This window comes from Pseudomonas sp. P108 (assembly GCF_032613195.1).
In the GTDB taxonomy this organism is placed as follows: Bacteria; Pseudomonadota; Gammaproteobacteria; order Pseudomonadales; family Pseudomonadaceae; genus Aquipseudomonas.
Map to the genome: position 1 here is coordinate 466,515 of NZ_CP126691.1, position 25,688 is coordinate 492,202.

General features: G+C 61.5%; 22 protein-coding genes. 5 read left to right on the plus strand and 17 right to left on the minus strand.

The window, feature by feature from the left end:
* Positions 1-108 precede the first annotated feature (108 nt).
* The 3 genes from gltB to hemE all read left to right on the plus strand — a co-directional run bounded on the left by gltB (position 109) and on the right by hemE (position 7,326).
* A complete protein-coding gene (gltB, locus tag QOM10_RS02050; RefSeq protein WP_316918358.1) occupies positions 109-4,554 on the plus strand; it encodes a glutamate synthase large subunit in 4,446 nt (1,481 codons plus the stop codon).
* A gap of 33 nt (positions 4,555-4,587) precedes the next feature.
* Positions 4,588-6,006: an FAD-dependent oxidoreductase gene (locus QOM10_RS02055; protein ID WP_007909438.1), complete on the plus strand. Its 1,419-nt coding sequence runs from the start codon at positions 4,588-4,590 to the stop codon at positions 6,004-6,006.
* Between the two features lie 252 nt (positions 6,007-6,258).
* Entirely contained in the window at positions 6,259-7,326 is a 1,068-nt protein-coding gene (gene hemE / locus QOM10_RS02060; protein ID WP_008077242.1) for a uroporphyrinogen decarboxylase, read from the plus strand.
* Between the two features lie 178 nt (positions 7,327-7,504).
* Here the strand turns inward: hemE and QOM10_RS02065 are convergent, their stop codons facing one another.
* On the minus strand, positions 7,505-8,779 hold the full coding sequence (locus tag QOM10_RS02065; protein ID WP_095047211.1) for an MFS transporter: 1,275 nt from the start codon (positions 8,777-8,779) through the stop codon (positions 7,505-7,507).
* Between the two features lie 118 nt (positions 8,780-8,897).
* Here QOM10_RS02065 and QOM10_RS02070 point away from each other — a divergent pair, with 118 nt between their 5' ends.
* Positions 8,898-9,800 (plus strand): LysR family transcriptional regulator, encoded by a 903-nt coding sequence (locus QOM10_RS02070; RefSeq protein ID WP_099757784.1) that lies wholly within the window; start codon positions 8,898-8,900, stop codon positions 9,798-9,800.
* A 104-nt stretch (positions 9,801-9,904) separates the two neighbouring features.
* Here QOM10_RS02070 and QOM10_RS02075 read toward each other — a convergent pair whose 3' ends face one another.
* Positions 9,905-10,342: an excinuclease gene (locus tag QOM10_RS02075; protein WP_316917499.1), complete on the minus strand. Its 438-nt coding sequence runs from the start codon at positions 10,340-10,342 to the stop codon at positions 9,905-9,907.
* Positions 10,343-10,637: 295 nt separating this feature from the next.
* On the opposite strand from QOM10_RS02075, the gene QOM10_RS02080 reads away from it, so the two are divergent.
* Positions 10,638-10,841, plus strand: coding sequence for a transcriptional regulator (locus tag QOM10_RS02080; RefSeq protein ID WP_316917500.1), 204 nt, complete (start codon positions 10,638-10,640; stop codon positions 10,839-10,841).
* Positions 10,842-10,951: 110 nt separating this feature from the next.
* Here the strand turns inward: QOM10_RS02080 and QOM10_RS02085 are convergent, their stop codons facing one another.
* The 15 genes from QOM10_RS02085 to QOM10_RS02155 are packed head-to-tail and all read right to left on the minus strand — an operon-like array spanning position 10,952 to position 25,637.
* On the minus strand, positions 10,952-11,755 hold the full coding sequence (locus tag QOM10_RS02085; protein WP_038360091.1) for a hypothetical protein: 804 nt from the start codon (positions 11,753-11,755) through the stop codon (positions 10,952-10,954).
* A 25-nt stretch (positions 11,756-11,780) separates the two neighbouring features.
* On the minus strand, positions 11,781-13,007 hold the full coding sequence (locus QOM10_RS02090) for a beta-ketoacyl-ACP synthase (protein WP_150775527.1): 1,227 nt from the start codon (positions 13,005-13,007) through the stop codon (positions 11,781-11,783).
* Positions 13,007-13,735 (minus strand): 3-oxoacyl-ACP reductase FabG, encoded by a 729-nt coding sequence (fabG, locus tag QOM10_RS02095; protein ID WP_122599393.1) that lies wholly within the window; start codon positions 13,733-13,735, stop codon positions 13,007-13,009. The genes QOM10_RS02090 and fabG overlap by 1 nt, the downstream gene beginning before the upstream one ends.
* On the minus strand, positions 13,728-14,192 hold the full coding sequence (locus QOM10_RS02100) for a hotdog family protein (protein WP_316917501.1): 465 nt from the start codon (positions 14,190-14,192) through the stop codon (positions 13,728-13,730). The genes fabG and QOM10_RS02100 overlap by 8 nt, the downstream gene beginning before the upstream one ends.
* Positions 14,189-15,385, minus strand: coding sequence for a beta-ketoacyl-[acyl-carrier-protein] synthase family protein (locus QOM10_RS02105; RefSeq protein WP_127925539.1), 1,197 nt, complete (start codon positions 15,383-15,385; stop codon positions 14,189-14,191). Before QOM10_RS02105 ends, QOM10_RS02100 begins: the two co-directional genes overlap by 4 nt.
* Entirely contained in the window at positions 15,382-15,978 is a 597-nt protein-coding gene (locus QOM10_RS02110) for a hypothetical protein (protein WP_410479196.1), read from the minus strand. Before QOM10_RS02110 ends, QOM10_RS02105 begins: the two co-directional genes overlap by 4 nt.
* Positions 15,978-16,703, minus strand: coding sequence for a class I SAM-dependent methyltransferase (locus QOM10_RS02115; RefSeq protein WP_316917503.1), 726 nt, complete (start codon positions 16,701-16,703; stop codon positions 15,978-15,980). Before QOM10_RS02115 ends, QOM10_RS02110 begins: the two co-directional genes overlap by 1 nt.
* Complete coding sequence (locus QOM10_RS02120) at positions 16,700-17,947, minus strand: NAD(P)/FAD-dependent oxidoreductase (RefSeq protein WP_160037946.1); 1,248 nt, start codon at positions 17,945-17,947, stop codon at positions 16,700-16,702. Before QOM10_RS02120 ends, QOM10_RS02115 begins: the two co-directional genes overlap by 4 nt.
* A complete protein-coding gene (locus tag QOM10_RS02125; protein WP_150775532.1) occupies positions 17,934-19,097 on the minus strand; it encodes a sodium:proton antiporter in 1,164 nt (387 codons plus the stop codon). Before QOM10_RS02125 ends, QOM10_RS02120 begins: the two co-directional genes overlap by 14 nt.
* A complete protein-coding gene (locus QOM10_RS02130; RefSeq protein WP_316917504.1) occupies positions 19,094-21,433 on the minus strand; it encodes an MMPL family transporter in 2,340 nt (779 codons plus the stop codon). The genes QOM10_RS02125 and QOM10_RS02130 overlap by 4 nt, the downstream gene beginning before the upstream one ends.
* Complete coding sequence (locus tag QOM10_RS02135) at positions 21,417-22,019, minus strand: outer membrane lipoprotein carrier protein LolA (protein ID WP_316917505.1); 603 nt, start codon at positions 22,017-22,019, stop codon at positions 21,417-21,419. Before QOM10_RS02135 ends, QOM10_RS02130 begins: the two co-directional genes overlap by 17 nt.
* Positions 22,016-22,441 carry an acyl-CoA thioesterase gene (locus QOM10_RS02140; RefSeq protein WP_150775534.1) on the minus strand — a complete coding sequence of 142 codons (426 nt, stop codon included), beginning with the start codon at positions 22,439-22,441 and terminating at the stop codon, positions 22,016-22,018. The genes QOM10_RS02135 and QOM10_RS02140 overlap by 4 nt, the downstream gene beginning before the upstream one ends.
* A complete protein-coding gene (gene hutH, locus QOM10_RS02145) occupies positions 22,434-23,978 on the minus strand; it encodes a histidine ammonia-lyase (protein ID WP_127925547.1) in 1,545 nt (514 codons plus the stop codon). Before hutH ends, QOM10_RS02140 begins: the two co-directional genes overlap by 8 nt.
* The gene (locus QOM10_RS02150; RefSeq protein WP_150775535.1) at positions 23,959-24,906 is read right to left on the minus strand and encodes a glycosyl transferase; all 948 of its coding nucleotides are present in this window, start codon (positions 24,904-24,906) and stop codon (positions 23,959-23,961) included. The genes hutH and QOM10_RS02150 overlap by 20 nt, the downstream gene beginning before the upstream one ends.
* On the minus strand, positions 24,903-25,637 hold the full coding sequence (locus QOM10_RS02155; RefSeq protein WP_150775536.1) for a glycosyltransferase family 2 protein: 735 nt from the start codon (positions 25,635-25,637) through the stop codon (positions 24,903-24,905). Before QOM10_RS02155 ends, QOM10_RS02150 begins: the two co-directional genes overlap by 4 nt.
* Positions 25,638-25,688: the final 51 nt, after the last annotated feature.

Consider the following 25,688-nt stretch of genomic DNA (forward strand, 5'->3'; position numbering starts at 1 on the left):
ACCACCCTTTTGCCCCTGCTAAGCTGGCGTACGTTCGGCGCGGGATGCAAGTGGTTGAATTGAAAAGAAATTTGCCTCGAAAAGAGGCAGCCTGGTGAGAAAGTGTCTATGAAAGCAGGTCTGTACCAACCAGATGAATTCAAGGATAACTGCGGTTTCGGCCTGATAGCCCATATGCAGGGCGAGCCCAGTCATACCCTTTTGCAAACGGCCATTGAGGCCCTGACCTGCATGACCCACCGCGGTGGGATTAATGCCGACGGCAAGACCGGTGACGGTTGCGGTCTGCTGATTCAGAAGCCTGACGCGTTCCTGCGAGCCATTGCCCAGGAAACCTTCAGCGTCGAATTGCCCAAGCAATATGCGGTGGGCATGGTTTTCTTCAACCAGGATCCGGTCAAGGCCGAAGCCGCTCGCGAGAACATGAACCGCGAGATCCTCGCTGAAGGCCTGCAACTGATCGGCTGGCGCAAAGTGCCAATCGACACCAGCGTCCTCGGCCGCCTGGCCCTTGAGCGCCTGCCACAGATCGAACAGGTGTACATTGGCGGTGAAGGCCTGAGCGATCAGGATATGGCTGTGAAGCTGTTCAGTGCACGTCGTCGTTCGTCGGTGGCCAACGCCGTCGACTCCGACCACTACATCTGCAGCTTTTCGCACAAGACCATCATCTATAAAGGCCTGATGATGCCGGCCGACCTGGCCGCGTTTTATCCAGACCTGAGCGACGAGCGCCTGCAAACCGCGATCTGCGTGTTCCACCAGCGCTTTTCCACCAACACCCTGCCGAAATGGCCGCTGGCGCAGCCGTTCCGCTTCCTCGCCCACAACGGCGAGATCAACACCATCACCGGTAACCGTAACTGGGCGCAGGCCCGTCGGACCAAGTTCAGCAATGATCTGATGGATCTGGAAGAACTCGGCCCGCTGGTCAACCGTGTCGGTTCCGACTCCTCGAGCATGGACAACATGCTCGAGCTGATGGTCACCGGTGGCATCGACCTGTTCCGTGGCGTGCGGATGATCATTCCGCCGGCGTGGCAGAACGTCGAAACCATGGACCCGGATCTGCGTGCGTTCTACGAGTACAACTCGATGCACATGGAGCCGTGGGACGGCCCGGCTGGTGTTGTGATGACCGACGGTCGTTACGCGGTGTGCCTGCTCGACCGTAACGGTCTGCGCCCGGCGCGTTGGGTCACCACCACCAACGGTTTCATCACCCTCGCGTCGGAAATCGGCGTGTGGGATTACAAGCCTGAAGACGTGATTGCCAAGGGCCGTGTCGGCCCTGGCCAGATCTTCGCGGTGGACACCGAAACCGGGCAGATCCTCGACACCGATGCGATCGACAACCGTCTGAAGTCCCGTCATCCGTACAAGCAATGGCTGCGCAAGAATGCCCTGCGCATTCAGGCGACCATGGAAGACAACGACCACGGTTCGGCGTTCTACGACGTCGATCAGCTCAAGCAATACATGAAGATGTATCAGGTCACGTTCGAAGAACGCGATCAGGTCCTGCGTCCGCTCGGCGAGCAAGGCTACGAAGCCGTTGGCTCGATGGGTGACGACACGCCGATGGCCGTGCTGTCGCAGCGCGTGCGCACGCCGTACGACTATTTCCGTCAGCAGTTCGCGCAGGTCACCAACCCGCCGATCGACCCGCTGCGTGAAGCCATCGTGATGTCGCTGGAAATCTGCCTCGGTGCCGAGCGCAACATTTTCCAGGAGTCGCCGGAACACGCTTCGCGCGTGATCCTCAGCTCGCCGGTCATTTCCCCGGCCAAGTGGCGCTCGCTGATGAACCTCGACCGCCCGGGTTTCGAGCGGCAGATCATCGATCTCAACTACGACGAAAGCGTCGGCCTCGAAGCGGCCATCCGCAACGTTGCCGATCAGGCTGAAGAAGCCGTGCGCGCCGGTCGTACCCAGATCGTCCTGAGCGATCGTCATATCGCTCCGGGCAAGCTGCCGATCCACGCCTCACTGGCGACCGGTGCCGTGCACCACCGTCTGACCGAAAAAGGCCTGCGCTGCGATTCCAACATCCTTGTTGAAACCGCAACCGCCCGTGACCCGCATCACTTTGCGGTGCTGATCGGTTTCGGCGCCTCGGCGGTCTATCCGTTCCTGGCCTACGAAGTGCTGGGCGACCTGATCCGCACCGGTGAAGTGCTGGGCGACCTCTACGAGGTGTTCAAGAACTACCGCAAAGGCATCACCAAAGGTCTGCTGAAAATTCTGTCGAAGATGGGCATTTCGACCATCGCTTCGTACCGTGGTGCGCAGCTGTTCGAGGCCATCGGCCTGTCCGAAGAAGTCTGCGACCTGAGCTTCCGTGGCGTGCCGAGCCGCATCAAGGGTGCGCGTTTCGTCGACATCGAAGCCGAGCAGAAAGCACTCGCCACTGAAGCCTGGAGTCCGCGCAAGCCGATCCAGCAGGGCGGTTTGCTGAAGTTCGTCCACGGTGGCGAATATCACGCCTACAACCCGGACGTGGTCAACACCCTGCAAGCCGCTGTGCAGCAGGGCGACTACGCCAAGTTCAAGGAATACACCTCGCTGGTGGACAACCGTCCGGTGTCGATGATCCGCGACCTGTTCAAGGTCAAGACCCTCGACACGCCGCTGGACATCAGTGAAATCGAACCGCTGGAATCGGTGCTCAAACGCTTCGACTCCGCCGGTATCTCGCTGGGCGCACTGTCGCCGGAAGCTCACGAAGCCCTGGCCGAAGCCATGAACCGCCTCGGTGCGCGTTCGAACTCCGGCGAAGGTGGTGAAGACCCGGCGCGTTACGGCACCATCAAGAGTTCGAAAATCAAGCAGGTTGCCACTGGCCGTTTCGGTGTAACCCCGGAATACCTGGTCAATGCCGAAGTGCTGCAGATCAAGGTCGCGCAGGGCGCCAAGCCGGGCGAGGGCGGGCAACTGCCGGGCGGTAAAGTGAACGGTTTGATCGCCAAGCTGCGTTATGCAGTGCCGGGCGTGACCCTGATCTCGCCGCCGCCGCACCACGACATCTATTCGATCGAAGACTTGTCGCAGCTGATTTTCGACCTCAAGCAGGTCAACCCGAAGGCACTGGTTTCGGTCAAATTGGTAGCTGAAGCGGGCGTCGGCACCATCGCCGCCGGTGTGGCCAAGGCCTATGCGGACTTGATCACCATCTCCGGCTACGACGGTGGCACCGGTGCTTCGCCGCTGACCTCGATCAAATACGCGGGCGCACCGTGGGAACTCGGCCTCGCCGAAACCCACCAGACCCTGCGCGGCAACGACCTGCGCGGCAAAGTCCGGGTGCAGACCGACGGCGGCCTGAAAACCGGCCTCGACGTGATCAAGGCAGCCATTCTCGGCGCCGAAAGCTTCGGCTTCGGCACCGCGCCAATGATCGCGCTGGGCTGCAAATACCTGCGTATCTGCCACTTGAACAACTGCGCCACTGGCGTTGCGACTCAGAACGAGAAGCTGCGCAAGGATCACTACATCGGTACCGTCGACATGGTGGTGAACTTCTTCACCTACGTCGCCGAAGAAACCCGTGAGTGGCTGGCCAAGCTGGGCGTACGCTCCCTCGAAGAGCTGATCGGTCGTACCGATCTGCTGGAAATCCTCGAGGGCCAGACCGCCAAGCAAAACCATCTGGACCTGACGCCGCTGTTGGGCAGCGATCACATCCCGGCGGACAAGCCACAGTTCTGCGGTGTTGAGCGCAACCCGCCGTTCGACCAAGGCCTGCTGGCCGAGAAAATGGTCGAGATGGCGTCGTCGGCGATCAACGACATGAGTGGCGCCGAGTTCGACTTGGACATCTGCAACTGCGACCGTTCGATCGGCGCGCGGATCTCCGGCGAAATCGCCCGCAAGCACGGCAACCAAGGGATGGCGAAAGCGCCGATCACCTTCCGCTTCAAAGGCACTGCCGGGCAGAGCTTCGGCGTGTGGAACGCCGGCGGTCTGAACATGTACCTGGAAGGCGATGCCAACGACTACGTCGGCAAAGGCATGACCGGTGGCAAGCTGACCATCGTGCCGCCGAAGGGCAGCGTTTACAAAACTCAGGAAAGCGCCATCATCGGCAACACCTGCCTGTATGGCGCAACTGGCGGCAAGCTGTTCGCCGCTGGCACCGCAGGCGAGCGTTTCGCCGTGCGTAACTCCGGTGCCCACACGGTTGTGGAAGGCACTGGCGATCACTGCTGTGAGTACATGACCGGTGGTTTTGTCTGCGTTCTGGGCAAGACCGGTTACAACTTCGGCTCTGGCATGACCGGTGGTTTCGCCTACGTGCTCGATCAGGACAACACCTTCGTTGACCGGGTCAACCACGAACTGGTGGAAATCCAGCGGATCAGCGGCGAGGCGATGGAAGCCTATCGCAGCCACCTGCAAAACGTGCTGAACGAGTACGTCGCGGAAACCGACAGCGAGTGGGGTCGTGAACTCGCCGAAAACCTCGATGACTACCTGCGCCGTTTCTGGCTGGTCAAGCCTAAGGCTGCCAACCTGAAATCGTTGCTTTCCAGCACTCGTGCCAACCCGCAGTGATATGCGCCTGAAGAGTTTGATGAGGTTTTAACAATGGCTGAACGTCTGAATAACGACTTCCAGTTCATCGATGTCGGGCGCAAAGATCCGAAGAAGAAACTGTTGCGTCAACGCAAGAAAGAGTTCGTCGAAATCTACGAACCGTTCAAACCCCAGCAGTCGGCCGACCAGGCCCACCGCTGCCTGGGTTGCGGCAACCCGTATTGCGAATGGAAGTGCCCGGTGCACAACTTCATTCCCAACTGGCTCAAATTGGTGGCCGAAGGCAACATCCTTCAGGCCGCCGAGCTGTCGCACCAGACCAACACCCTGCCGGAAGTCTGCGGCCGGGTCTGTCCGCAGGATCGTCTGTGCGAGGGTGCCTGCACCCTTAACGACGGTTTCGGCGCGGTGACCATCGGTTCGGTCGAGAAGTACATCACCGACACCGCGTTCGCCATGGGCTGGCGCCCGGACATGTCCAAGGTCAAACCGACCGGCAAACGTGTCGCGATCATCGGCGCGGGCCCGGCGGGTCTGGGTTGTGCCGACGTGCTGGTACGCGGCGGCGTGACCCCGGTGGTGTTCGACAAGAACCCGGAAATCGGTGGCTTGCTGACCTTCGGCATCCCCGAGTTCAAGCTGGAAAAGACCGTGCTGAGCAATCGTCGCGAAGTCTTCACCGGCATGGGCATCGAGTTCCGTCTGAATACCGAAGTCGGCAAAGACGTGACCATGGAACAACTGCTCGCCGAATACGATGCAGTGTTCATGGGCATGGGCACCTACACCTACATGAAGGGCGGTTTTGCCGGTGAGGATCTGCCGGGCGTCTATGACGCACTGGATTTCCTGATCGCCAACGTCAACCGCAACCTGGGCTTTGAAAAGTCGCCGGAAGACTTCGTCGACATGAAAGGCAAGAAGGTTGTGGTACTCGGCGGCGGCGACACGGCGATGGACTGCAACCGCACGTCGATCCGTCAGGGCGCCAAGTCGGTGACCTGCGCGTATCGTCGTGACGAAGCGAACATGCCCGGCTCGCGTAAAGAGGTGAAGAACGCCAAGGAAGAAGGCGTGAAGTTCCTCTACAACCGCCAGCCGATCGCTATCGTCGGTGAGGACAAGGTTGAAGGCGTGAAAGTGGTCGAGACCCGTCTCGGCGAACCGGACGCCCGTGGCCGTCGCAGCCCTGAGCCGATCCCGGGCTCCGAAGAGATCATCCCGGCCGACGCCGTGGTCATCGCCTTCGGCTTCCGCCCGAGCCCGGCGCCGTGGTTCGAACAGTTCGAGATCCAGACCGACAGCCAGGGCCGCGTCGTTGCGCCTGAGCAAGGTCAGTACAAGCATCAGACCAGCAACCCGAAAATCTTTGCCGGTGGTGACATGGTGCGCGGTTCCGACCTGGTGGTGACGGCCATCTTCGAAGGCCGCAATGCCGCCGAAGGGATCCTCGATTACCTGGGCGTCTGATTACATTTCAAGCTGAAATGCGATCAAAAATGTGGGAGCGAGCCTGCTCGCGAAAGCGGTCTGTCAGCCAACTTAAATGTTGGATGTGCCGACCTCTTCGCGAGCAGGCTCGCTCCCACAGTTGTTTCTCGGTGTTGCTGATAGCGCATTCCAACGCAATAAATTGACCCGATAGACAAAAGGCTGACCTGCATCCGTGCCTTTTGCGTCGCGCTCTGAGAAAATGCCCGCACTTTTTTTCCGGATGCCGACATGACTGCCCTGAAGAACGACCGTTTCCTCCGCGCCCTGCTCAAGCAACCCGTTGACGTCACCCCGGTGTGGATGATGCGTCAGGCCGGTCGCTACCTGCCGGAATACCGCGCCAGCCGCGCCCAGGCCGGTGATTTCATGAGCCTGTGCATGAATCCGGAATTCGCCTGCGAAGTCACGATGCAACCGCTCGACCGCTATCCACAACTGGACGCGGCGATCCTGTTTTCCGACATCCTCACCATCCCCGATGCCATGGGCCAAGGCCTGTACTTCGAGACCGGTGAAGGTCCGCGCTTCAAGAAAGTCGTCAGCACCCTGGCCGATATCGAAGCGTTGCCGATCCCGGATCCACACAAAGACCTCGGCTACGTCATGGACGCGGTCAGCACCATCCGTCGCGAGCTGAACGGTCGTGTGCCGTTGATCGGCTTCTCCGGCAGCCCGTGGACCCTGGCGACCTACATGGTCGAAGGCGGCTCATCCAAAGACTTCCGCAAGACCAAAGCGATGCTCTACGACAACCCGCAGGCCATGCACCTGCTGCTGGATAAACTGGCGCAGTCGGTGACCTCGTACCTCAACGGTCAGATCATGGCCGGCGCGCAAGCGGTGCAGATCTTCGACACCTGGGGTGGCAATCTGTCGGCGGCGGCGTACCAGGAGTTTTCGCTGGCCTACATGAAGAAAATCGTCAGCGGCCTGATCCGCGAGCACGACGGGCGCAAAGTGCCGGTGATCCTCTTCACCAAAAACGGCGGCCTGTGGCTGGAAAGCATCGCCGAGGCTGGCGCCGACGCATTGGGCCTGGACTGGACCTGCGACATCGGCAACGCCCGCGCCCGCGTTGGCGACAAGGTTGCGCTGCAAGGCAACATGGACCCGACCGTGCTCTACGCCAAACCGGAAGCGATCCGCACTGAAGTCGGGCGCATTCTGGCCAGCTACGGCAAGGGCAGTGGTCACGTGTTCAACCTCGGCCATGGCATCACGCCAGAGGTTGATCCGGAGCACGCCGGTGCGTTCTTGCGCGCGGTGCATGAGCTGTCGGCGCAGTATCACGAGTGATCGCCACACCATAAAAAACGCCCGGCTAAATGCCGGGCGTTTTTATTTGCACGACTCAATGTCGGCCGCGGACCAATTGTAGGAGTGAGCCTGCTCGCGATAGCGGTGAGTCAGTCGCTGAATGTACTGGCTGACACTCCGCTATCGCGAGCAGGCTCACTCCTACATGGGTTACGCGTCAGGCTTTGACACCGCTGAGAGGCGGCAACTTCGCCAGCTTCAACGCCACCAGCAGCGCGATCAGCAACAGCGCGCCAATAAACAAGCCGATGCCATTCCACCCGCCAAGATGCCAGAACACCCCGCCCGCCGTGCCGGCAATGCTCGACCCGGCGTAATAACTGAACAGGTACAACGACGACGCCTGACCCTTGGCCTTGGTCGCGCGACGGCCGATCCAGCTACTCGCCACTGAGTGCGCGCCAAAGAAGCCAAAGGTGAAAATCAACATGCCGACAATCACCAGTAACAGCGGCGTAAACATCGTCAACGCAAGGCCGGCAAACATCAGCGCAATGGTCGCCCACAGCACTTTGCGTCGCCCCAGTTTGTCCGCCAGCGAACCGATCTTCGCCGAGCTGTAAATCCCCGACAGATACACCACCGACAGCAAACCGACGAACACCTGATCAAGGTTGTACGGCGCAGCCAGCAAGCGATAACCGATGTAGTTGAACAGTGTGACGAACGCGCCCATCAACACGAACGCTTCAAGAAACAGCAACGGCAGACCGGCATCGCGAAAGTGCATGGTGAAGCCGTCGAGGAGGCTGCGCGGGTGCAGCGAGCGTGAACGGAAGTTGCGCGACTCCGGAAGAATCTTCCAGAACACCGCGGCGGCGATCATCGCCAGACCGCCAATCACCAGCATCGCCGTGTGCCAACTGACGAAGTCGATCAGCACGCCGGTGATCAAGCGCCCGCTCATTCCGCCAATCGCGTTGCCACCGATGTACAAACCCATCGCCAGACCAATGTGTTGAGGGTGAATTTCTTCGCTCAGATAGGTCATTGCCACCGCTGCCAGCCCACTCAATGACAGCCCGATCAGCGCGCGCATGATCAGCACGCCTTCCCAGCTCGGCATCATTGCGCTGGCCATGGTGCACAGTGCTGCCGCGAACAGCGCGGTCACCATCACCGGTTTGCGTCCGACCCGATCGGAAATCGGCCCGGTGATCAGCAGCCCGATGGCGAGCATGCCGGTCGCCACCGAGAGGATCAGGCTGCTCTGCGCCGCATTGATCCCGTACTCGTGGGACAGCAGCGGCATCATCGGCTGTACGCAATACAACAGGGCAAACGTCGCGAAGCCGCCGCTGAACAGCGCTAGCACCGTGCGCATGAACATCGGCGTGCCTTTTTCAATGTAGATCTCTTGCAGCTCGGCGACGACATCGTCCGCCGCAGCAGGCGGGACTTCATGGGCTAGGGGCGCGACAGCAGTTTTCACTTCAGACCTCGGAGGGCACGGCCAGGCAGGCAATGAAAAAATCATATAGCTGGCTAATGTTTCTATCCAATATATTGTTCGACCTGTTTGATAGCTTTAACGACTTAATGGGGTTTCCATGGAATTGCGTCATCTGCGCTACTTCATCGCCGTCGCCGAAGAATTGCACTTTGGCCGCGCGGCACAGGTGCTGGGCATCTCGCAGCCACCGCTGAGCCAGCAGATTCAGGCGCTGGAGCAAGAGGTTGGCGCGCGGTTGTTCGAGCGCACCAATCGTCGTGTTGAGCTGAGTGAGGCCGGGCGGTTGTTTCTCGAGGAGGCGCGGCTGGTGTTGGCGCAGGTTGATAAAGCGGCAGACGTCGCCCGACGTGCGCAGCTCGGTGAATTGGGCGAGTTGAAGATAGGCTTCACCTCTTCGGCGCCGTTCAACTCGACGATTCCGCAGGCGATCTTTGCCTTTCGTCAGCGTTTTCCGGCGGTGCACCTCAACCTTCGCGAGATGAGTAGCACGCAAGTCGCCGAGGGCCTGGTGGATGAGTCGATCGAGGTTGGCATCATGCGCCCGCTGGGTTTGCCCGATTCGCTGAGTGTGGTGGAGTTGATGCGTGAGCCGCTGGTCGCCGTGCTCGGTTCCAAGCATCCATTGGCGCAGGGCAGTGAAGAAGGGCTGTTCCTCTCGGCGCTGGCGCTGGAGCCGTTCGTGTTCTTTCCGCGCAGCTACGGCAGCGGGCTGTATGCGCAATTGCTGAGCCTGGCGCGCGATGCCGGGTTCAGCCCGCACTTCGCCCAAGAGGCGGGAGAGGCGATGACCATCATTGGTCTGGTCGCAGCGGGGCTTGGAGTTTCGGTACTGCCGGCGTCTTATCAGCGGATGCGCATCGACGGCGTGGTCTACCGGCCGTTGCTTGATCCGGAAGCGGTGTCGGCGGTGTGGCTGGTGCAGCGCAAGGATCAGAAATCGCCGATGGCCAAGGCGTTTGTCGACCTGCTCACGCGCAAGGTTGAACCTTCAAAGGCGTGATTGCTGCGCAATCAAATCGCGAGCAGGCTCGCTCCCACAGGGGAACGCATTCCAAGGTGGGAGCGAGCCTGCTCGCGAAGGCGTCGGCCCAAACATCACCGATTTCAGGGCAACCGCACCAAATCCCCCCTCAACGCCACCCGCGTGACAAAAATCCCCGCCCGGCACTCGTACGTATTCAAATCCTTGCGCACATTCTGGTCGTAATAGCTGACGATATTGACCACCGCATTCGCCCCGACCCGCTTGGCATCGGCCTGCAACTTGATCAGATTCGACTGCAACACCCACTCGCAGGAGTTGTGGTCACTCTTGTTGAAGCCGTTGGTCTTCAAATCACTGACCACCCCTCGGCGCAGCAACTGCTGCGTGCCCTGCGGCCCATTACCGAGCAGATAGAACTTCACACTGCCATCCAGCCGCCCGGCGCGAAGCGCATCCGACAGCACGGTTTCGAAAGGCATGTACATGAGGTTGGTAGCGTGGCTGGCGCTGGGCAGTAGCGCGAAAAGTGCGACGGCGATCAGGGCTTTCACTTGCATGGTCATCTCCTTGACGGTGAAAGAGAACCGCGAGTGCAGGGCTGATGGGCTCGCCGTTCCACCAGCCGCGGTGCGACGGCCTGTCCGGACGAGTGTAGAGCGGAAATGAGCAGGGCGCCGAATGGTGCCCTTGTGGCGAGAAAATTTATCCTCGCGTTATCGCGGATTTAAGGTGATTGCGATCTGGACTACGCAAGGTCAGTGCATTCCCTACGAAAACTTCAGAAGTGAGTGCCTTGTATGAATAACCTAAGGACGCTAATTTTCTTAACGCCAGAAAACATCAAGAAAAAACATGATCGAAAAATTTACGAAATGGGACTCTATCGATTATTTGAAAACTGATGAGGACTTGGTGACCTATCTTGAGGTTTGCCTGGATGAGGCAGGGGAAGATCTTCGGTTCATCGCCAAAGTGCACGGGACGCTTGCCCGTGCCCGCCTCAGGATGTTGGGCGACGCCCCAAAATGCTCCCGCAAGGGGCTTGTGAGACTCTGAGGATCCTGGGTGACCAGCCATCGCAGAGCCAGACAGGTAATCGGCGATGACAAGCCAACCTGTTTGTGAAAGGGCGCCGAATGGCGCCCTTTGTCGTTTCTACAATCCCATCAATCCACGTGCGCCAGATCCCCGCGCAGCGCCACGCTCGACACCACGAGCCCGGCACGGCACTGGAATTTTTCGGTGTCTTTGTACAGGTCACGCTGGTCGACGCTGGCGATGTTGATCACCGCGTTGGCGTCGGCTTTCTTCGCGGCGTTCTGCAAGGTGGCCAAGGCCGATTGCAGCGCCCAGAAGCAGGCGTCTTCGTCGGACTTGTTCGAGCCGTTGGTTTTACGGCTGCTGCTCACGGTGTCGAGTTTGCGCACCTGTTTTGGCAGCGTTTCGCCGGCCAGGTAGAACTTCACGCTGCCGTCGAGCAGGCCGGCGTCGGTGGCGCGTTTGACGCCTTCACGGAAGCTCAGGTAAGTCGGCTCGTCGGCACCCTGTTTGATGATGCCGAGGTTGTTGACGGCTTCGATGTCCGGGTTGATCGACAGCTCTTTGAGCACGTTGTCGCGCAGGCGATTGACCCAGCGGTTGTAGTTGCCGTGGATCTTGCCGTCCTTGGCGTCGAGGCCGTAGCTGCTGCGGTAGTCGATTTCGAACGAGGTCGGGGTGAACGGAATATCAACTTCGGCGTGATGGCGACCGCGTACGGTGATCGCCGCTTTGATCATGCCCGGACGTACCGATTGCACGACCCACTGGCGATCATTCAGCGCAGTGACGATGGCGCGGCTCATCTGTTGCTGGGTGAAGCCGAGGTTGGGCGAGAACTCTTCCTTGGCGTTGTAAACCGGTTTGCTGGTGCAACCGCCGAGCACAAAAGCCAGTGCCAACAGAGCGGCGATGCGGTGAAACTGAGTCATTCCCTTCACTCCAAAGGTGTTGCGGTCAGTGCCAGCGGCGGAAAATCAACGAGGTGTTGACGCCACCAAAAGCGAAATTGTTGTTCATCACGTAGTCGTGATGCATCTGGCGGAATTCGCCGCGCAGGTAATCGAGTTTGCCGCAGTGCGGATCGACCTCGTCGAGGTTGAACGTGTGCACATACAGGTCGCGGTTCATCATCTCGATGCTGAACCACGACTCCAGCGCGCCGCAGGCGCCAAGGGTGTGGCCGAGGAAACTCTTCTGCGAGCTGATCGGCATGCGTTCGCCAAACAAACTGCTGGTCGCCAGTGTTTCGGCAATGTCGCCCTGTTCTGTAGCGGTGCCGTGGCCATTTACATAACCGATGGCCTCCGGCGTCAGGCCGGCGTCTTCCAGCGCCAGTTCCATGGCACGGCGCATGGTCACTTGTTCCGGGCGTGTGGTGTGCTGGCCGTCGGCGTTGCTGCCGAAACCGACGATCTCGGCGTGGATGTGCGCACCGCGCGCCAGAGCATGTTCCAGCTCTTCAAGGACCAGCATGCCGCCGCCTTCACCGATCACCAGGCCATCGCGGCCCTTGTCATACGGGCGTGGACTGGTCTGTGGCGCCTCGTTTTTCAGGCTGGTGGCGTAGAGCGCGTCGAAGACCATGGCTTCGGTCGGGCACAACTCTTCGGCGCCGCCGGCGAGCATCAAGGGCAGGCGGCCGAACTTGATCGCCTCGTAGGCGTAACCGATGCCCTGGCTGCCGCTGGTGCAGGCGCTGGACGTCGGGATCAAACGACCGGTCAGGCCAAAGAAGATGCTGATGTTGGCGGCGGTGGTGTGCGGCATCATCCGCACGTAGGAGTTGGCGTTGAGGCCTTCGGCGACCGAGTTGAGCAGCATATTGCCGAACGCTTTGATCTCGTCGGTGCTGCCAGTGGACGAGCCGCACGCGACGCCCATGCGCCCGTCCTTGATCGATTCGTCACCGAGCAAACCGGCGTCAGCCAGGGCGTTTTCTGCCGCACGAACCGCCAGCCGCGACACCCGGCCCATACTGCGCAGCTGTTTGCGCGTCCAGTGGGCGGGTACTTCGAAGTCATCGATCGGCCCGGCCAGGCGCGTGTTGAGTTCGCTGAAACGATCCCACTCGTCCATCCGGCGAATGCCGCTGCGATTGGCCGCGAAGTTGCCAGCGATGGTCTCCCAGTCGCTGCCCAGCGAGGTGATGCCGGCCATGCCGGTGACGACGACGCGCTTCATCAGCACAAGCCTCCGTTGACCGCCAGCACCTGGCGGGTGATGTACGAGGCTTCCGCCGACATCAGGAAATTCACCGCACTGGCGACCTCTTCCGGGGTGCCCATGCGTTGCGCGGGGATCATTTTCATCAATTCTTCCACCGGCACGTTTTCGTCGAGCATCGCGGTGTCGATCAGGCCCGGCGCGACGCAGTTAACCGTGATTTTGCGCTTGCCCAGCTCGATCGCCAACGCCTTTGCCGCACCGATCACCCCGGCCTTGGAGGCGCTGTAGTTGACCTGTCCACGGTTGCCGATCAGCCCCGACACCGAGGTGATGCAGACAATGCGACCAGCAGCACGGCGGCGGATCATCGGCATCATCACCGGGTGCAGCACGTTGTAGAAACCGTCGAGGTTGGTGCGCAACACCACGTCCCAATCGTCGTCACTCAGCGCCGGAAACGCACCGTCGCGGGTCAGGCCGGCATTCAACACAACACCGTAATAGGCACCGTGGCTTTCGACGTCGGCTTCCAGGATGGTTTTGCAGGTTTCGCGATCGGCAACGTCGAATTGCAGGATGCGCGCCTTGCGCCCCAAGGCTTCGATTTCCGCCTGAACGCCTTGCGCCTCAGTCACGCCGCTGCGGCAATGCAAGACGATATCGTGCCCGGCCTGCGCCAGACGCAAGGCAATGGCGCGGCCGATGCCACGGCTGGAGCCGGTGACCAGTACGGATTCAGTCATCGTTCGACTCCTGTGTCTGTTGCAGATATTGGGATGGCTGGGGTGGGCGGAACACGTTCAGCCGCGCGCTGGCATGGATGCCGGCGCCGTGGATATGACATTCGAATACGCCCATGCCGTTGTCGTCTTCCAGCGAGCGCAGACCATGAATGGTCAGATCGCTACCGGCGGGAAACGCTTCGACGTTGCATTCGAACTTGCGCGTGCCGAGCAGGAACCCCAGCTCCACCGGATTGCCTTTGAGTCGCGCGTGGCAACCGGCAAACGCGGCGACGCTCTGTGCCATCAGTTCGACGCCGACCCATGCCGGCAGGCTGCCGTCGGGCAGGCTGAACAAGCCTTCGGGCTTGACCGTGAGGCGGGTGAAAATCTGCTCCTCGTCAAAGCTGAGGATGCTGTCGATCAGAATCATGTCGCCGGCATGGGGCAGCAGTTCGGCGAGCGGCCAATCAGTCATGGGGCATCTCCGATAATCAGGCTGACATTGTTGCCGCCGAAGGCAAACGAGTTGCTCATCAGGTAGCGGGGTGCAATGGACGTCAGGCGCTCGCTCGCGGTCACCCACTTCAGCGGCGGCAGCGCGGGATCGGCCTGACCGTCCCAGACGTGTGGCGGCAAGGCGTGGTCGGGATTGTCGACGCTCAGGCTCAACCAGCAAAACGCTGCTTCCAGTGCGCCGGCTGCGCCGAGGGTGTGGCCGGTCAGCGGTTTGGTCGACGAGCACGCGACGCCTTCCGGAAACAGCGCGGCCACCGCTAGGCTTTCCATGGCGTCGTTGTGCTGGGTGGCGGTGCCGTGCAGGTTCAGGTAGTTGATCTGCGTTGCTTGCAGATGCGCGCGGTTCAAGGCTTTCTGCATGGCTTGCAGCGCGCCGCGCCCGGTCGGCTCAGGGGCGGAGATATGATGGGCGTCGGAACTGGCACCGGCGCCGAGCAGGGCAATGGCCGGGCCTTCGCCTTGCTGTTTGCTCATTACGAACAGCACCGCCGCTTCGCCGATGTTGATACCGCTGCGGTTGGCCGAGAACGGATTGCAGCGTTCGTCGGACATTGCTTCCAGTGACGAGAAACCGTTGAGGGTCAGTTTGCACAGGCTGTCGACGCCACCGCACAGCACCGCGTCGCACAGGCCCAGATCGAGCAAGCGCTGGGCGCTCATCAGCGCCCGGGCGCTGGAGGTGCACGCCGTGGAGATCACATACGCCGGGCCGCTCAGTTGCAGCCAGTCGGCGAGGAAATTCGCTGGCGCGCCGAGTTCCTGCTGACGGTAATCGTACTCCGCCGGAAACTGTTGCTCGCGGATGTAATGCGCCAGACCACGGCTGGCCTCGTCGATGCCCGAGGTGCTGGTGCCAAGCACCACGCCGATGCGCTCGCGGCCATAGGTCTGGATCGCTTGATCGATGTCATCGCGAATCTGCTGTGCCGCTTCCAGCAACAGCTGATTATTGCGGCTACGCTGATCGGCGAGTTCTGCCGGGATCGGCGCCAGTTTGCCTTGCACGGCAGCGACGGGTAACACACGTTCGGGCACCCAGCCGGACTCATGGCGCATGCCCGAGCAGTCGCCAGCGAACAAATTGTGCGCCACTTGTTGTTTGTCGCGACCCAGCGAACAGATCACGCCGAGGGCATTCAGATAGGCGGTCATGGCGTCGGTTCACCCAGCGGTGCAACCCGATAGTGCGGGCCTTGGGGCAGGTTCAATTGAAAGCTCAACGGTTGTGAATAGTGAATATCCCAGCGCGCAGGCAGGGAGCGTTGCCCGGCCTGTACCTGCGCAGTGGGGTAATTGCGCAGTAGTTCACCGGACGGGGTCAGGGCGAACAACAGCGCGGCGAACAATTCCCGCGCTTCCGGATTCGGTGGCAGCAGCCCATCGGCTTGCCAGTGCCCGTCGATCAATTGCTGACGCGCCTGAGGGATGCCCAGCGGATCCATCATCGACCAGCGGATGCCGGGACCTTCGCGCTGGATCACCAACAGCCAGTCCTGGCGTTGTTCGGCTTGCTGGCGTTCGATGTGCAGTTGCAGCGGCAGGGGCAGCGTCGGGTTGCCCGCTGGCAGCGGCGCCTGGCTGGCGCAGGCACTCAACAGAAGAATCACGCCGACCACGAAAAGTCGCCACACCGCGGACACTGTAGGAGTGAGCCTGCTCGCGATAGCGGTCGGACATTCAAAATACAGGTTGGCTGACCCACCGCTATCGCGAGCAGGCTCACTCCTACAAGGATTTGTGTACATCAGGAAACCTCTGCCAGAGGCTTGCGCGCAACGACATTCACCAACGTCTCTTCGCGCTGCCCGAACGGCTTTGGCTTGCGCAACCCGAACCGCTCCAGCAAGCCAAAATCCTTCGACCGGCTCCACCACAGATACGGGTAGGAAACATTGCGTTCGCCAAACTCGAAACCCTGCCCGCGAATCATCTGCAGATACTGCGCCGCACTCTTCTGCACTTGCATCGGATGGCGGAACAGCCAGCGAATCACCCACGTATCAATGTATGCCTCGGTGGACTCGGCGAACAGCAGATAGCCGCCCGGTTTCAGCACCCGATAAAACTCGGCCAGGGACTTTTCCTGCTCGACCAGATGATGAAAGGTCTGGTGGCAGAACAGCAGGTCAACGCTGGCGTCCGCTACATTGAGCGTCGCGCAATCGCTGCCGATCAGTTCCACGTCCAGATCCAGGCGCGTCGCTTCTGCGCCGCTCAATTCAAGGCTGTGCGGATCAGCATCAACGCCGATCAAACGCTGGGGCGCGAAGGTCTGGCGCAGATGACCGAACGACTTACCTTGCCCGCAACCGGCGTCCAGCAACACCGGATGTTCCGGCGGCACTTCACTGAACAAGCCGCGCAAATCATTGATCGCCACGCGCAACACATGGTGCTGCCAGGTGTGACTGCGCAGGAACCAGAAACCGAAGCGGGTTTCCTCGACGTAGCTGTCGCTCAGGTAATTCATGTGGCGTCCTTTGCACAGAGTTCGGAAATCATCTTCAAGCGGCGACGCGCTTCGCTGACGAACGGATTGCGCTCATCCCAGGCGTAACCGGCGAGGATCGAGCAGATCATCCGACGGATTTCCGCCTGACTGTCTTCATAAAAAATCACGTCTTGAAAAGTGCCGGCGTACCAGCCCTCGACGTAGCAGCGGAAGGTGTCAACGCCGCGCTTGAGCGGCTCGGCGAACTCGCTTTGCCAGTCAACCGTTTCGCCCTGCAACTGACGGTGCAGAACGGCAGCGGCCATGCTCGCCGAGCGCATGGCGATGGTCACGCCGGAGGAGAACACCGGGTCGAGAAATTCCGCCGCGTTGCCGAGCAGCGCGAAACCCGGACCGTGCAGGGTTTTCACATTGGCCGCGTAGCCGCCGAGGGTGCGCGCCGGGGTGTCCCACACGGCATTGTTCAGCACGCCGGCAAGGCTCGGCGTTTCGGCGATGAAACCGCGCAGGCAGGCATCCAGATCGCTGTCGCGACCCTTGAAATGTTCCTCGGCCGCGACCACACCCACCGAGCAGCGTCCGTTGCTGAACGGGATCGTCCAGAACCAGATATCGCGATGCTCAGGATGGGTGGTGACGAGGATCTTTTCGCGGTCGAAGGCCGGGTTGTCGATGTGATCTTCGACGTGGGTGAACACCGCCTGACGCACCGGGAAATTCGACGGTGCTTCGAGGTCCAGCAGTCGCGATAACACGCGACCGTAGCCGCTGGCATCGAGGACGAAATCCGCTTCGACGCGATACTCGCTGCCGTCCTCGCGGCGCACGTCGAGCAACGGTTTTGTCCGGTCGAAATCGACGCTGACGATGGCATCGCCGTAGCGGATTTCCGCGCCTTGCAACGCCGCTTGATCGGCCAGCAGTTTGTCGAAGTCGGCGCGTTGCACCTGGAACGTGGTCGGTTTGCCGCCGGTAAAAGTCTCAGCGAAGTCGAAGGCGCTGTAACGCTCGCCCCAGGCGAATGCGGCGCCGGTCTTGCGCTGGAAACCGGCGGCGTTGACGGCGTCGAGCATGCCGGCCTCTTCGACGAAATCCAGGCAATGGCTGAGCAGGCTTTCACCGATGGAAAAGCGTGGGAAGTGCTGGCGCTCGAGCACCAGCACATCGTGGCCCTTGCGCTTGAGCAGCGCGGCGGCGATGGCGCCGGACGGGCCGGCGCCGATGATCACGACCTGACGGGATTCCATTTCAACGATTGGCACGTGAACTCCGGGGCAAAGGATGTTGCAGATTCAATGGTGCGCGATGCAGACCGATCAGGGCCGGTAGCAGCGTCGCGATCAGGCCCATCAGCATCAGCGCGAAGTACAGCGCCGGGGTGATGAGTTGTTGTTGCAAGAGCAGATTGAGAAAGACGATTTCGCTGAGGCCACGAATGTTCAGCAGCACGCTTTCACGCCAACGGCTGGCGCCTTCGAACGAAGCACCGGCCCAGCCGAGACCGAGCCAGTTGCCGAGCAGTTTACTGGCAATCGGCAACAGCAGCAGCGCCGCCCATTGCACCGCGCCGAGGCTGGCGAGGGCGCTGTGCACGTCGATCTGCACAACGCCGAAGGTGAGGATCAGCGGAATCGCCAGCCACGTTTGCAAGCGGCTCATCCAACGCGCCGGCAACGGTAGCACCAGTGGCACTTTCAATGCGGCCATACACAGCAGATAACCGATGCCGAAGATCAACGCGTTGAGTTTGTAATGCTCGGCCATCACCAAAAGCGCAAAGAACCCGAGGCTGTAGGTCAGCGGTCGACGCACACGCAACAGATTCAATAGCAACGGCACACAGGCGAGACCCAGCGGCAGCAGCAGACTGCTCAGATGCAGACTGCCCTGGGCGAGGCCGAATAGCGTCCAGCAGGTCAGATCAATGAGGATCGCGGTCTGCACCAGGCGGCGCGTGGCGGCGGGCGGGTAATCGATGTGGCGCAGATACAGGTAGAGCACCGGGATCGCAGTAATCGCGAACACCAGGCCGATGGCCAGCGAGTTGAGCCACGGTTGCGCCGGCAGTAGCCAATAAGCCGCGGCAAGACCACAGGCGAACGGCACGGCGAAACTGGGCACGGCGATTTTCACACTCTGCCGATCCAGTTTCAGATCGATCACATCGCTGAGGATATGCCCGAGCAGCAGGGCGAAACTCAGGCTGTAGAGGTTTTTCAGCCAGTCTGGTGCGATCAGTTCTGCGCCGCTGAGCTGCCAGCCTGGCTCGATCCAGAAGTACATCAGCAGCGGCAAGCCGAAGCTCGCCAGCAGTAACTGGCTGACAATCGGAATCAGACCGAAGTGGCGTCCGACGCGGGTGGCCACGGCAAACAACGCCAGCGCCATGAGCCAGAAGGCGACGACCATCATGCTGCCGGCTCCGCGACTGTCGCGGTGTGTTCGTGGCGTCCGGCCCACGGTGCGAGCATGAAGCTGAACGCCAGACCGAGGCTCACCGACAGGCCGAAATTGCTCACCGCCGGTGTGCTGGACACCGCCAGCAAACCAAACGACAGCCACGTCGTCACAGCCGCCAGCAAGGTGCCGAGCAGGCTCACCGCCGCGCCGCCGACTTGTTCACGCATGAGAATCGCGTAATCAACGCTGATTGCCGTGACCAGCAGCAGGCCGAACAGGCTGAACAGCGTCAGTGGCTGACCGAGCCAGCCCAGACTGGCGAGGCTACACAGCGCGGCGAGCAACGGCAGGGCGACAATGCGCAGCGCACCGCCGAGACCGAACGGCAGCATCAGCACCAGCACGATCAATGCGCAGGAAGCGAGTTTCAGTTCGGCAGCGCTGATCTGCGTCGCGGCGAAAACCTCGTTCAATTCACCGAGACGATCGACCAGCATCACCCCTGGCAAATCCAGCGCCTGCACCCGCAGCAGCGCCGGGTTGTTCAGACCTTGCAGACTGGTCATTGCCGCTACGCCGTCTTCGGTCGGGCCGAGCCAGAGTGTGCGATATGGCTCGCCGAGCGGGCCGGCCAATGCCGCGTCGATGTCTTCGGCGGGCACGGTCTGCAACTGTTGCAGTTCGCTTTGCAGCGCGGCGAGCGGTACGCCGAGGTCAAGCAGTGGCTGCCAGTATTGCGGCAGTTTGTTCAGCGCCTCGCGCACTTGCTCTTGCTGATTCGGCGGGCTGACCAGTTGATCGAGGGCCAGATAGCCTTGCAGTTTGTCGAGGTTGACCAGTTGCTCCAGACGCTCGCTCAGCGCGGCCTGACGCTCGAGCAATTGCTGCTGATTGTCGGCGCGCACGAGGAAAAACTGGCTGGTCGGCTGATAGCCGGTGATGCGCGCGATGGCCTGCGCTTCGTCGGTCAGATGTTGTGGTGCGCCGACCCATTGGCGGATGTCATTCTTGCTTTGCAGCTGCACCAGACCGCCCACACAGAAGGCGATCAGCAGCGCCAGCAACACCGGCGTGCGTACGCGTTCGAGGAGTTTTTCGCGCAGCGCGATCATGCGCTCGGCCAGGTGCAGAGGCCATTGCGCGGGGCGCAGTTCGACATTTTTCAGCAACGCCGGCAACAGGCACACCGCCGACAGATAGGCGCCGAGCAATCCAGCGGCGGAGAAAACGGCGATTTGCGTCAGCGCCGGGAACGGCGTCCAGGCCAGCGCCAGATAGCCGATGGCGCTGGTGATCAGGCTCAGGGTCAGTCCGGAAAGCGTTAAACGCAACGCCGGCCAGCTGCGCCACGGCGTCAGGCTCCAGCTCTTCGACAGATAATGCAGCGGATAATCCACGGCCACGCCGATCAGGCTGGAGCCGAGCACCAGCGTCATCACATGCATGTGGCCGAACAGCGCCACACACGCCACCGCACCGAACAACATGCCGACCAGCACCGGCACGAACGCCAGCAACACCCGCCAGCGGCGAAACGCGAGCAACAGCAGCAACAGAATGCCGACAGTGGCCCCGCCGCCGACCCAGGTCATTTCACGAGTCGCTTGCTGCTGACCGTTGGCCGCGTAAAGCAAGCCGCTGGCGGCGAGCAGTTGCACGTCGGATTTCGCGGCTTGATCACGGCTGTGTTGCAGCAGTGCCGCGACTTGCAGCGGCAAGTTCATGTCGAAGGCGTTGCCGGTGGTGCGCGCGCGCAGCAGCACCCAGCTCTTGCCGTCGGCATCGGCAATCAGCGCGCCGCTGCCGATGTCCAGTTGCACCGAACCGTGCTGCGGCTGGCTGTTCTGGATGCGCCCGGTCAGGCCGAGCCAGTCGTCCTGGCTCGGCACCAGAGTGAAACCGTTGAACGGGTCGAACAACGCCTGCACGCGCTGTTGAATGAACACGTCGGGGTGTTCGATCAGCAGTTGTCGATCGTCTGCCGAGAGCATCGCCAGCCGCCCTTGCAGCAGTTGCGTGCGCAGCGCTGGCAGATCTGCCTGCAGGTTCCATTGCACTTTTTCGAACAGACCACTGGCCTGCCATTGCTCGCCCAGCGTCTGCGCCATGGCCACCGCTTGCTGGCGATCGGCGTGGCCGACCAGCACCAGCATCTCGCGGTTGAGCGGTTCCTGCATGCGCTGCTCGGCGCGCTGTTCAAGAGCGTCCGGGTGAGTGCCGGGCACCAGTTCCATCAGGTTCGCCGACAGCGGCGCACCGTCGCGCCATTGCCAACCGGCCAGCGCGACGACCGCCAGCAGCAGGATCAGAAACAGCCAGGGCAGCCTGCGTTCACTCGGCAAAGTCATGTTGCTCCGCGTCACTCAACGGTTGACTGGCGTTGCTGTTCTGCATGCGCAGCACGGTGCTGTCGCCCTGGGTTTCCAGCAATTCGATGGTCTGCACCAGCGCGCCGCCGTCGATATTGATTTGATTGAACACTTGCTTGAGCAGCAGCGAGCGCGGGGTCAGGGTGAGTTTCCACTGTTGTGCATCGCCACTCAGCGCCAGTTCGAAATCCCGTTGTAGGCCACTGCTGTCGCCTTGCAGCACGGCGAGGAACAAACGGTTTTGCTCGGCGCCGGCGCTCTTGTTCGGCAGCAGTTGCCAGCCGTTGTCGTCACGACGGGCGATGCCTTTGGCGTTGATGCGGTAATCCTGTTGCAGCGGTGTTTTCAGCAACCAGAGCAGGCCGTGGTTTTTGGCGAGGACGAAACTGCCTTTGCTGATCAGCGGCTGCGGCAGGGCGCGCAGGTGTTTTTCCTGGATGAACTGGCCGTGGATCACGTCCGGTTTCGCCAGTTGTGCGCTGAGTTGTTGCAGGTCGAAGGCGTTGGCCAGCGCTGACAGCGTCAGCAGCGCCAATACGCTCAGGCTTTTAACCAAAACATTCATCGCAGCATCCTTTCTACGGCATCGGTGAAGACCTTCGGCGAAGCCAGCTGCATCTCGCGACTGCTCACGTCGACGGCGACCTGCACCGAGCTGGCGCGGGTCAGGCGCTCGCCGCTGTGCAGGTCGGTGATCAGGTAATTGATCTTCAGCCGGTTTTCCCATTCGACCAGACTGGCGCGCACGTTCAGGCGCTGACCAAACACCGCGCCACGCACGTAGCGCAGTTGCAGGTCGATGATCGGCCAGGCGAAGCCGGACTCGGCCATCTGCGTGTAGTTGTGGCCGATCATGTCCAGCAGCGCACAACGGGCGACTTCGAGGTATTTGACGTAATGGCCGTGCCAGACGACGTGCATGGTGTCGATGTCGAAGAACGGCACGAGGATTTCGGTGTCGGCGTGAAGCACTCCGGCGCTACGCATGCAGCCTCCAGTGTTGCGCGGCGATGCGTTGCAGGCACAGGCGCAATTCGCCTTCTAAGGCGCGGTCTTCGATCACCGGCGGGAAGTCTTTGGCGAGTTCTTCGTGCATCGCCGCCAGCGACGGCGGCAGCGCTCGGGCGTCTTCGGCCTGGGCGCGCAGCCACACGCCTTGGTTGGCGGCGAGCAGGGTGGCGGCGGCGACCTGTTCGGTCAGCTCCAGCACACGGATCGCATCGCGGGCGGCGATGGTGCCCATGCTCACTTTGTCCTGGTTGTGGCACTCGGTGGAGCGCGAGAACACGCTGGCCGGCATGGTGTTTTTCAGCGCTTCGGCGGTCCAGGCGCTGGTGCCGATCTGCACGGCTTTGAAGCCATGGTTGATCATTGCGCGATCCGCCGGAGCACCGGACAGGTTGCTCGGCAGGCCGTGGTTGTAACGCTCGTCGACCAGCAGCGCGAGCTGGCGGTCCAACAGGTCGGCGACGTTGGCCACGAGGTTTTTCAGGCTGTCCATGGCGAACGCGATGTGGCCGCCGTAGAAGTGCCCGCCGTGCAAAACGCGCTCGGCTTCGGCGTCGATGATCGGGTTGTCGTTGGCGCTGTTCAGTTCGGTCTCGATGAACGAACGCAGCCAGTTCAGGCTGTCGGCCAGTACACCGAGTACGTGCGGGGCGCAACGCAGCGAATAGCGATCCTGCAGGCGATGCAGCGGTGCTGTCGGCGCGTCGATCGCCAGATCCTTGCGCAGCCACGCGGCGACCTGCATTTGCCCAGGATGCGGTTTGGCGGCGAACAGGCGCTCGTCGAAGTGCTCCGGATTGCCTTGCAGCGCGACCACATTGAGCGCGGTGATGCGCGTGGCCAGTTGCAGCAGATAGTCGGCGCGGGCGAAAGCGAGGCAGGCGAGGCCGGTCATCACCGCGGTACCGTTCATCAGCGCCAGCGCTTCTTTCGGGCGCAACACCAGCGGCGTCCAGCCGAGTTCGCGATGCACATCGGCCGCCTGACGGCGCTCGCCACGGAACATCACTTCACGTTCGCCGGACAAGGTCGCGGCGACGTACGACAGCGGCGTCAGATCGCCGCTGGCACCGACCGAGCCTTCTTCGGGAATCAGCGGCAGGATGTCGTATTCGAGAAACGCGTGCAGGCGCTCCAGCAATTCCACGCGTACTCCGGAAACGCCGTGGCACAACGACTGCAAACGTGCCGCGAGCACCGCGCGAGTGGCTTGCGCATCAAGCAGTTTGCCCAACCCGCAACCGTGGAAGGTGTAGAGGTGACGCGGCAACGCTTCGACGTGATGCAGCGGCACCGCGACCACGCAGGAGTCGCCGTAACCGGTGGTGACGCCGTAGATCACGCCTTCCTTGTCCAGCAGCGAATCAAGGAACCGCGCGCCCTTGGCGATGCGCTCGCGATAGTCGGCGTCGCTCTGCAACTGCACGGGCGCCTGACGGTTGGCCAGGGCCAGCACGTCTTCGATGCGCAATGGGCGTTCGCCGAAGGTTACCGGCTCATGGGTTGGCGTCGTCATCGGTCTTCCAGAAAGGGTAAAAGTTGAACCATTGTTGCGGCGCTTCGAGGCAATAGTGACTCAGGCGCTGCGCATAGCGGGTGGCCCACTGATGAATGACCTGCTCGCGCTCGCTGCGCTTCCACACCACGGCGTCGGCGAAGGGCTCGAGGGTCAGGCGATAGTGACCGTCCGGTTGCTTGAGGCACATCAGCAGGTTGACCGGGCATTTCAGCAGACCGGCGAGCAGCCACGGGCCTTGCGGGAATGGCGCCGGGTGGCCGAGGAAGTCCACGGTCACACTGCGCCCGCCGTGCAGCGGCACGCGGTCGCCAGCAATCGCCAGCCACTCGCCGCGCTCCAGGCGTTCGTGCAGTTGCAGCATGATCACCGGGTCGAGTTCGCTGACCTGAATCAGACGCAGATTGGTCGCTCCGGCTTCACCGAGCAGGCGATTGAATTGCTCGGCATGCTTGGTGTGCACCAGCACGTTCATGGTGACCTTTTCGCCGATCTCCGCCAGTGCGCGACAGACTTCGAGATTGCCCAGGTGCGCGCCGACCAGCAGTTGCCCGCGACGGCCGCGCAACTGGTTGCGCAGCAGCGCCGGGTCGATGATTTCGATTTGTTCGATACGCAGTTTGCCGTTCCACACGTCAAGCTTGTCGAGCATCGAATCGGCGAAGGCCATGAACTGGCCGAACACCCGCCAATGCGTCGGGCGCAAATCGGCGCGCTGACTCCAGTCGGCCAGGCGCTGCTGGTATTGCCAGGCACTGCGCCGTGCGGTGCGGCCGAACAGGAAAAAGTACAGAACGATGCCGTACAGCAATGGACTGAGCAGGCGTCGGCCCAAAACCTTGGCGGCGAACGCGGTGAATTTCATCAGCAGGAAACTGCCGCGCTCTTCACGGTCAGCCCAGTGCTTCTTGTCGGTCTCGCCGGTCATGCGCGCCACCGTCGCCAGAGGATCAGCGGAAAGCGCAGCAACATGCCAAGAAACAGCCGCGTATGCATGCTGGAAATCAGCGCGTTGTCGTGGAACAAGCGGAAGTGCGACACACCGTCCAGCGGGTAATGCACGCTGGTTTGCAGCCAGCGCATCGGCTGATTGCGCCACGACAGGCGCACGAGAATGTCCGAGTCGAAATCCATGCGTTTGCCGACTTTCGCCGAGTCGATCACCGCCAGCGTCGGGGCCAGTGGATAGACGCGAAACCCGCACATCGAATCGCGGATCTGCAGCGACAGCGTGTTGATCCAGACCATCACGTGGGTCAGGTAGCGGGCGTACAAACGGCCTTTCGGCACGCTCTCGTCGAACAGCGGATAACCGCAGATCATCGCCTCGGGATGGGCGCGCGATTCATCGACGAAACGGGCGACGTCTTGTAAGTCGTGCTGGCCGTCGGCGTCGACCTGCAATGCGTGGGTGAAGCCCAGCAGCGCGGCCTCGCGCAAGCCCGTCATCACCGCGCCGCCCTTGCCTTGATTGGCGGTGAGGCGTACCAAATGCACATTGTCGCGCTCGGCCAGAGCGTCGAGGACCCTGGCGCAAGATGGCGTGCTGGCATCGTCCACCAGAATGCACGGCAGGCCTTGCGCGAGCAGGGCGTCGACCACCGTGGTGATCGCGGTTTCGTGGTTATAAACCGGGATCACGGCGCAAGGGTTATGCATACCGACGATCCCTGTAGGAGTGAGCCTGCTCGCGATTGAGTGCGCAGCACT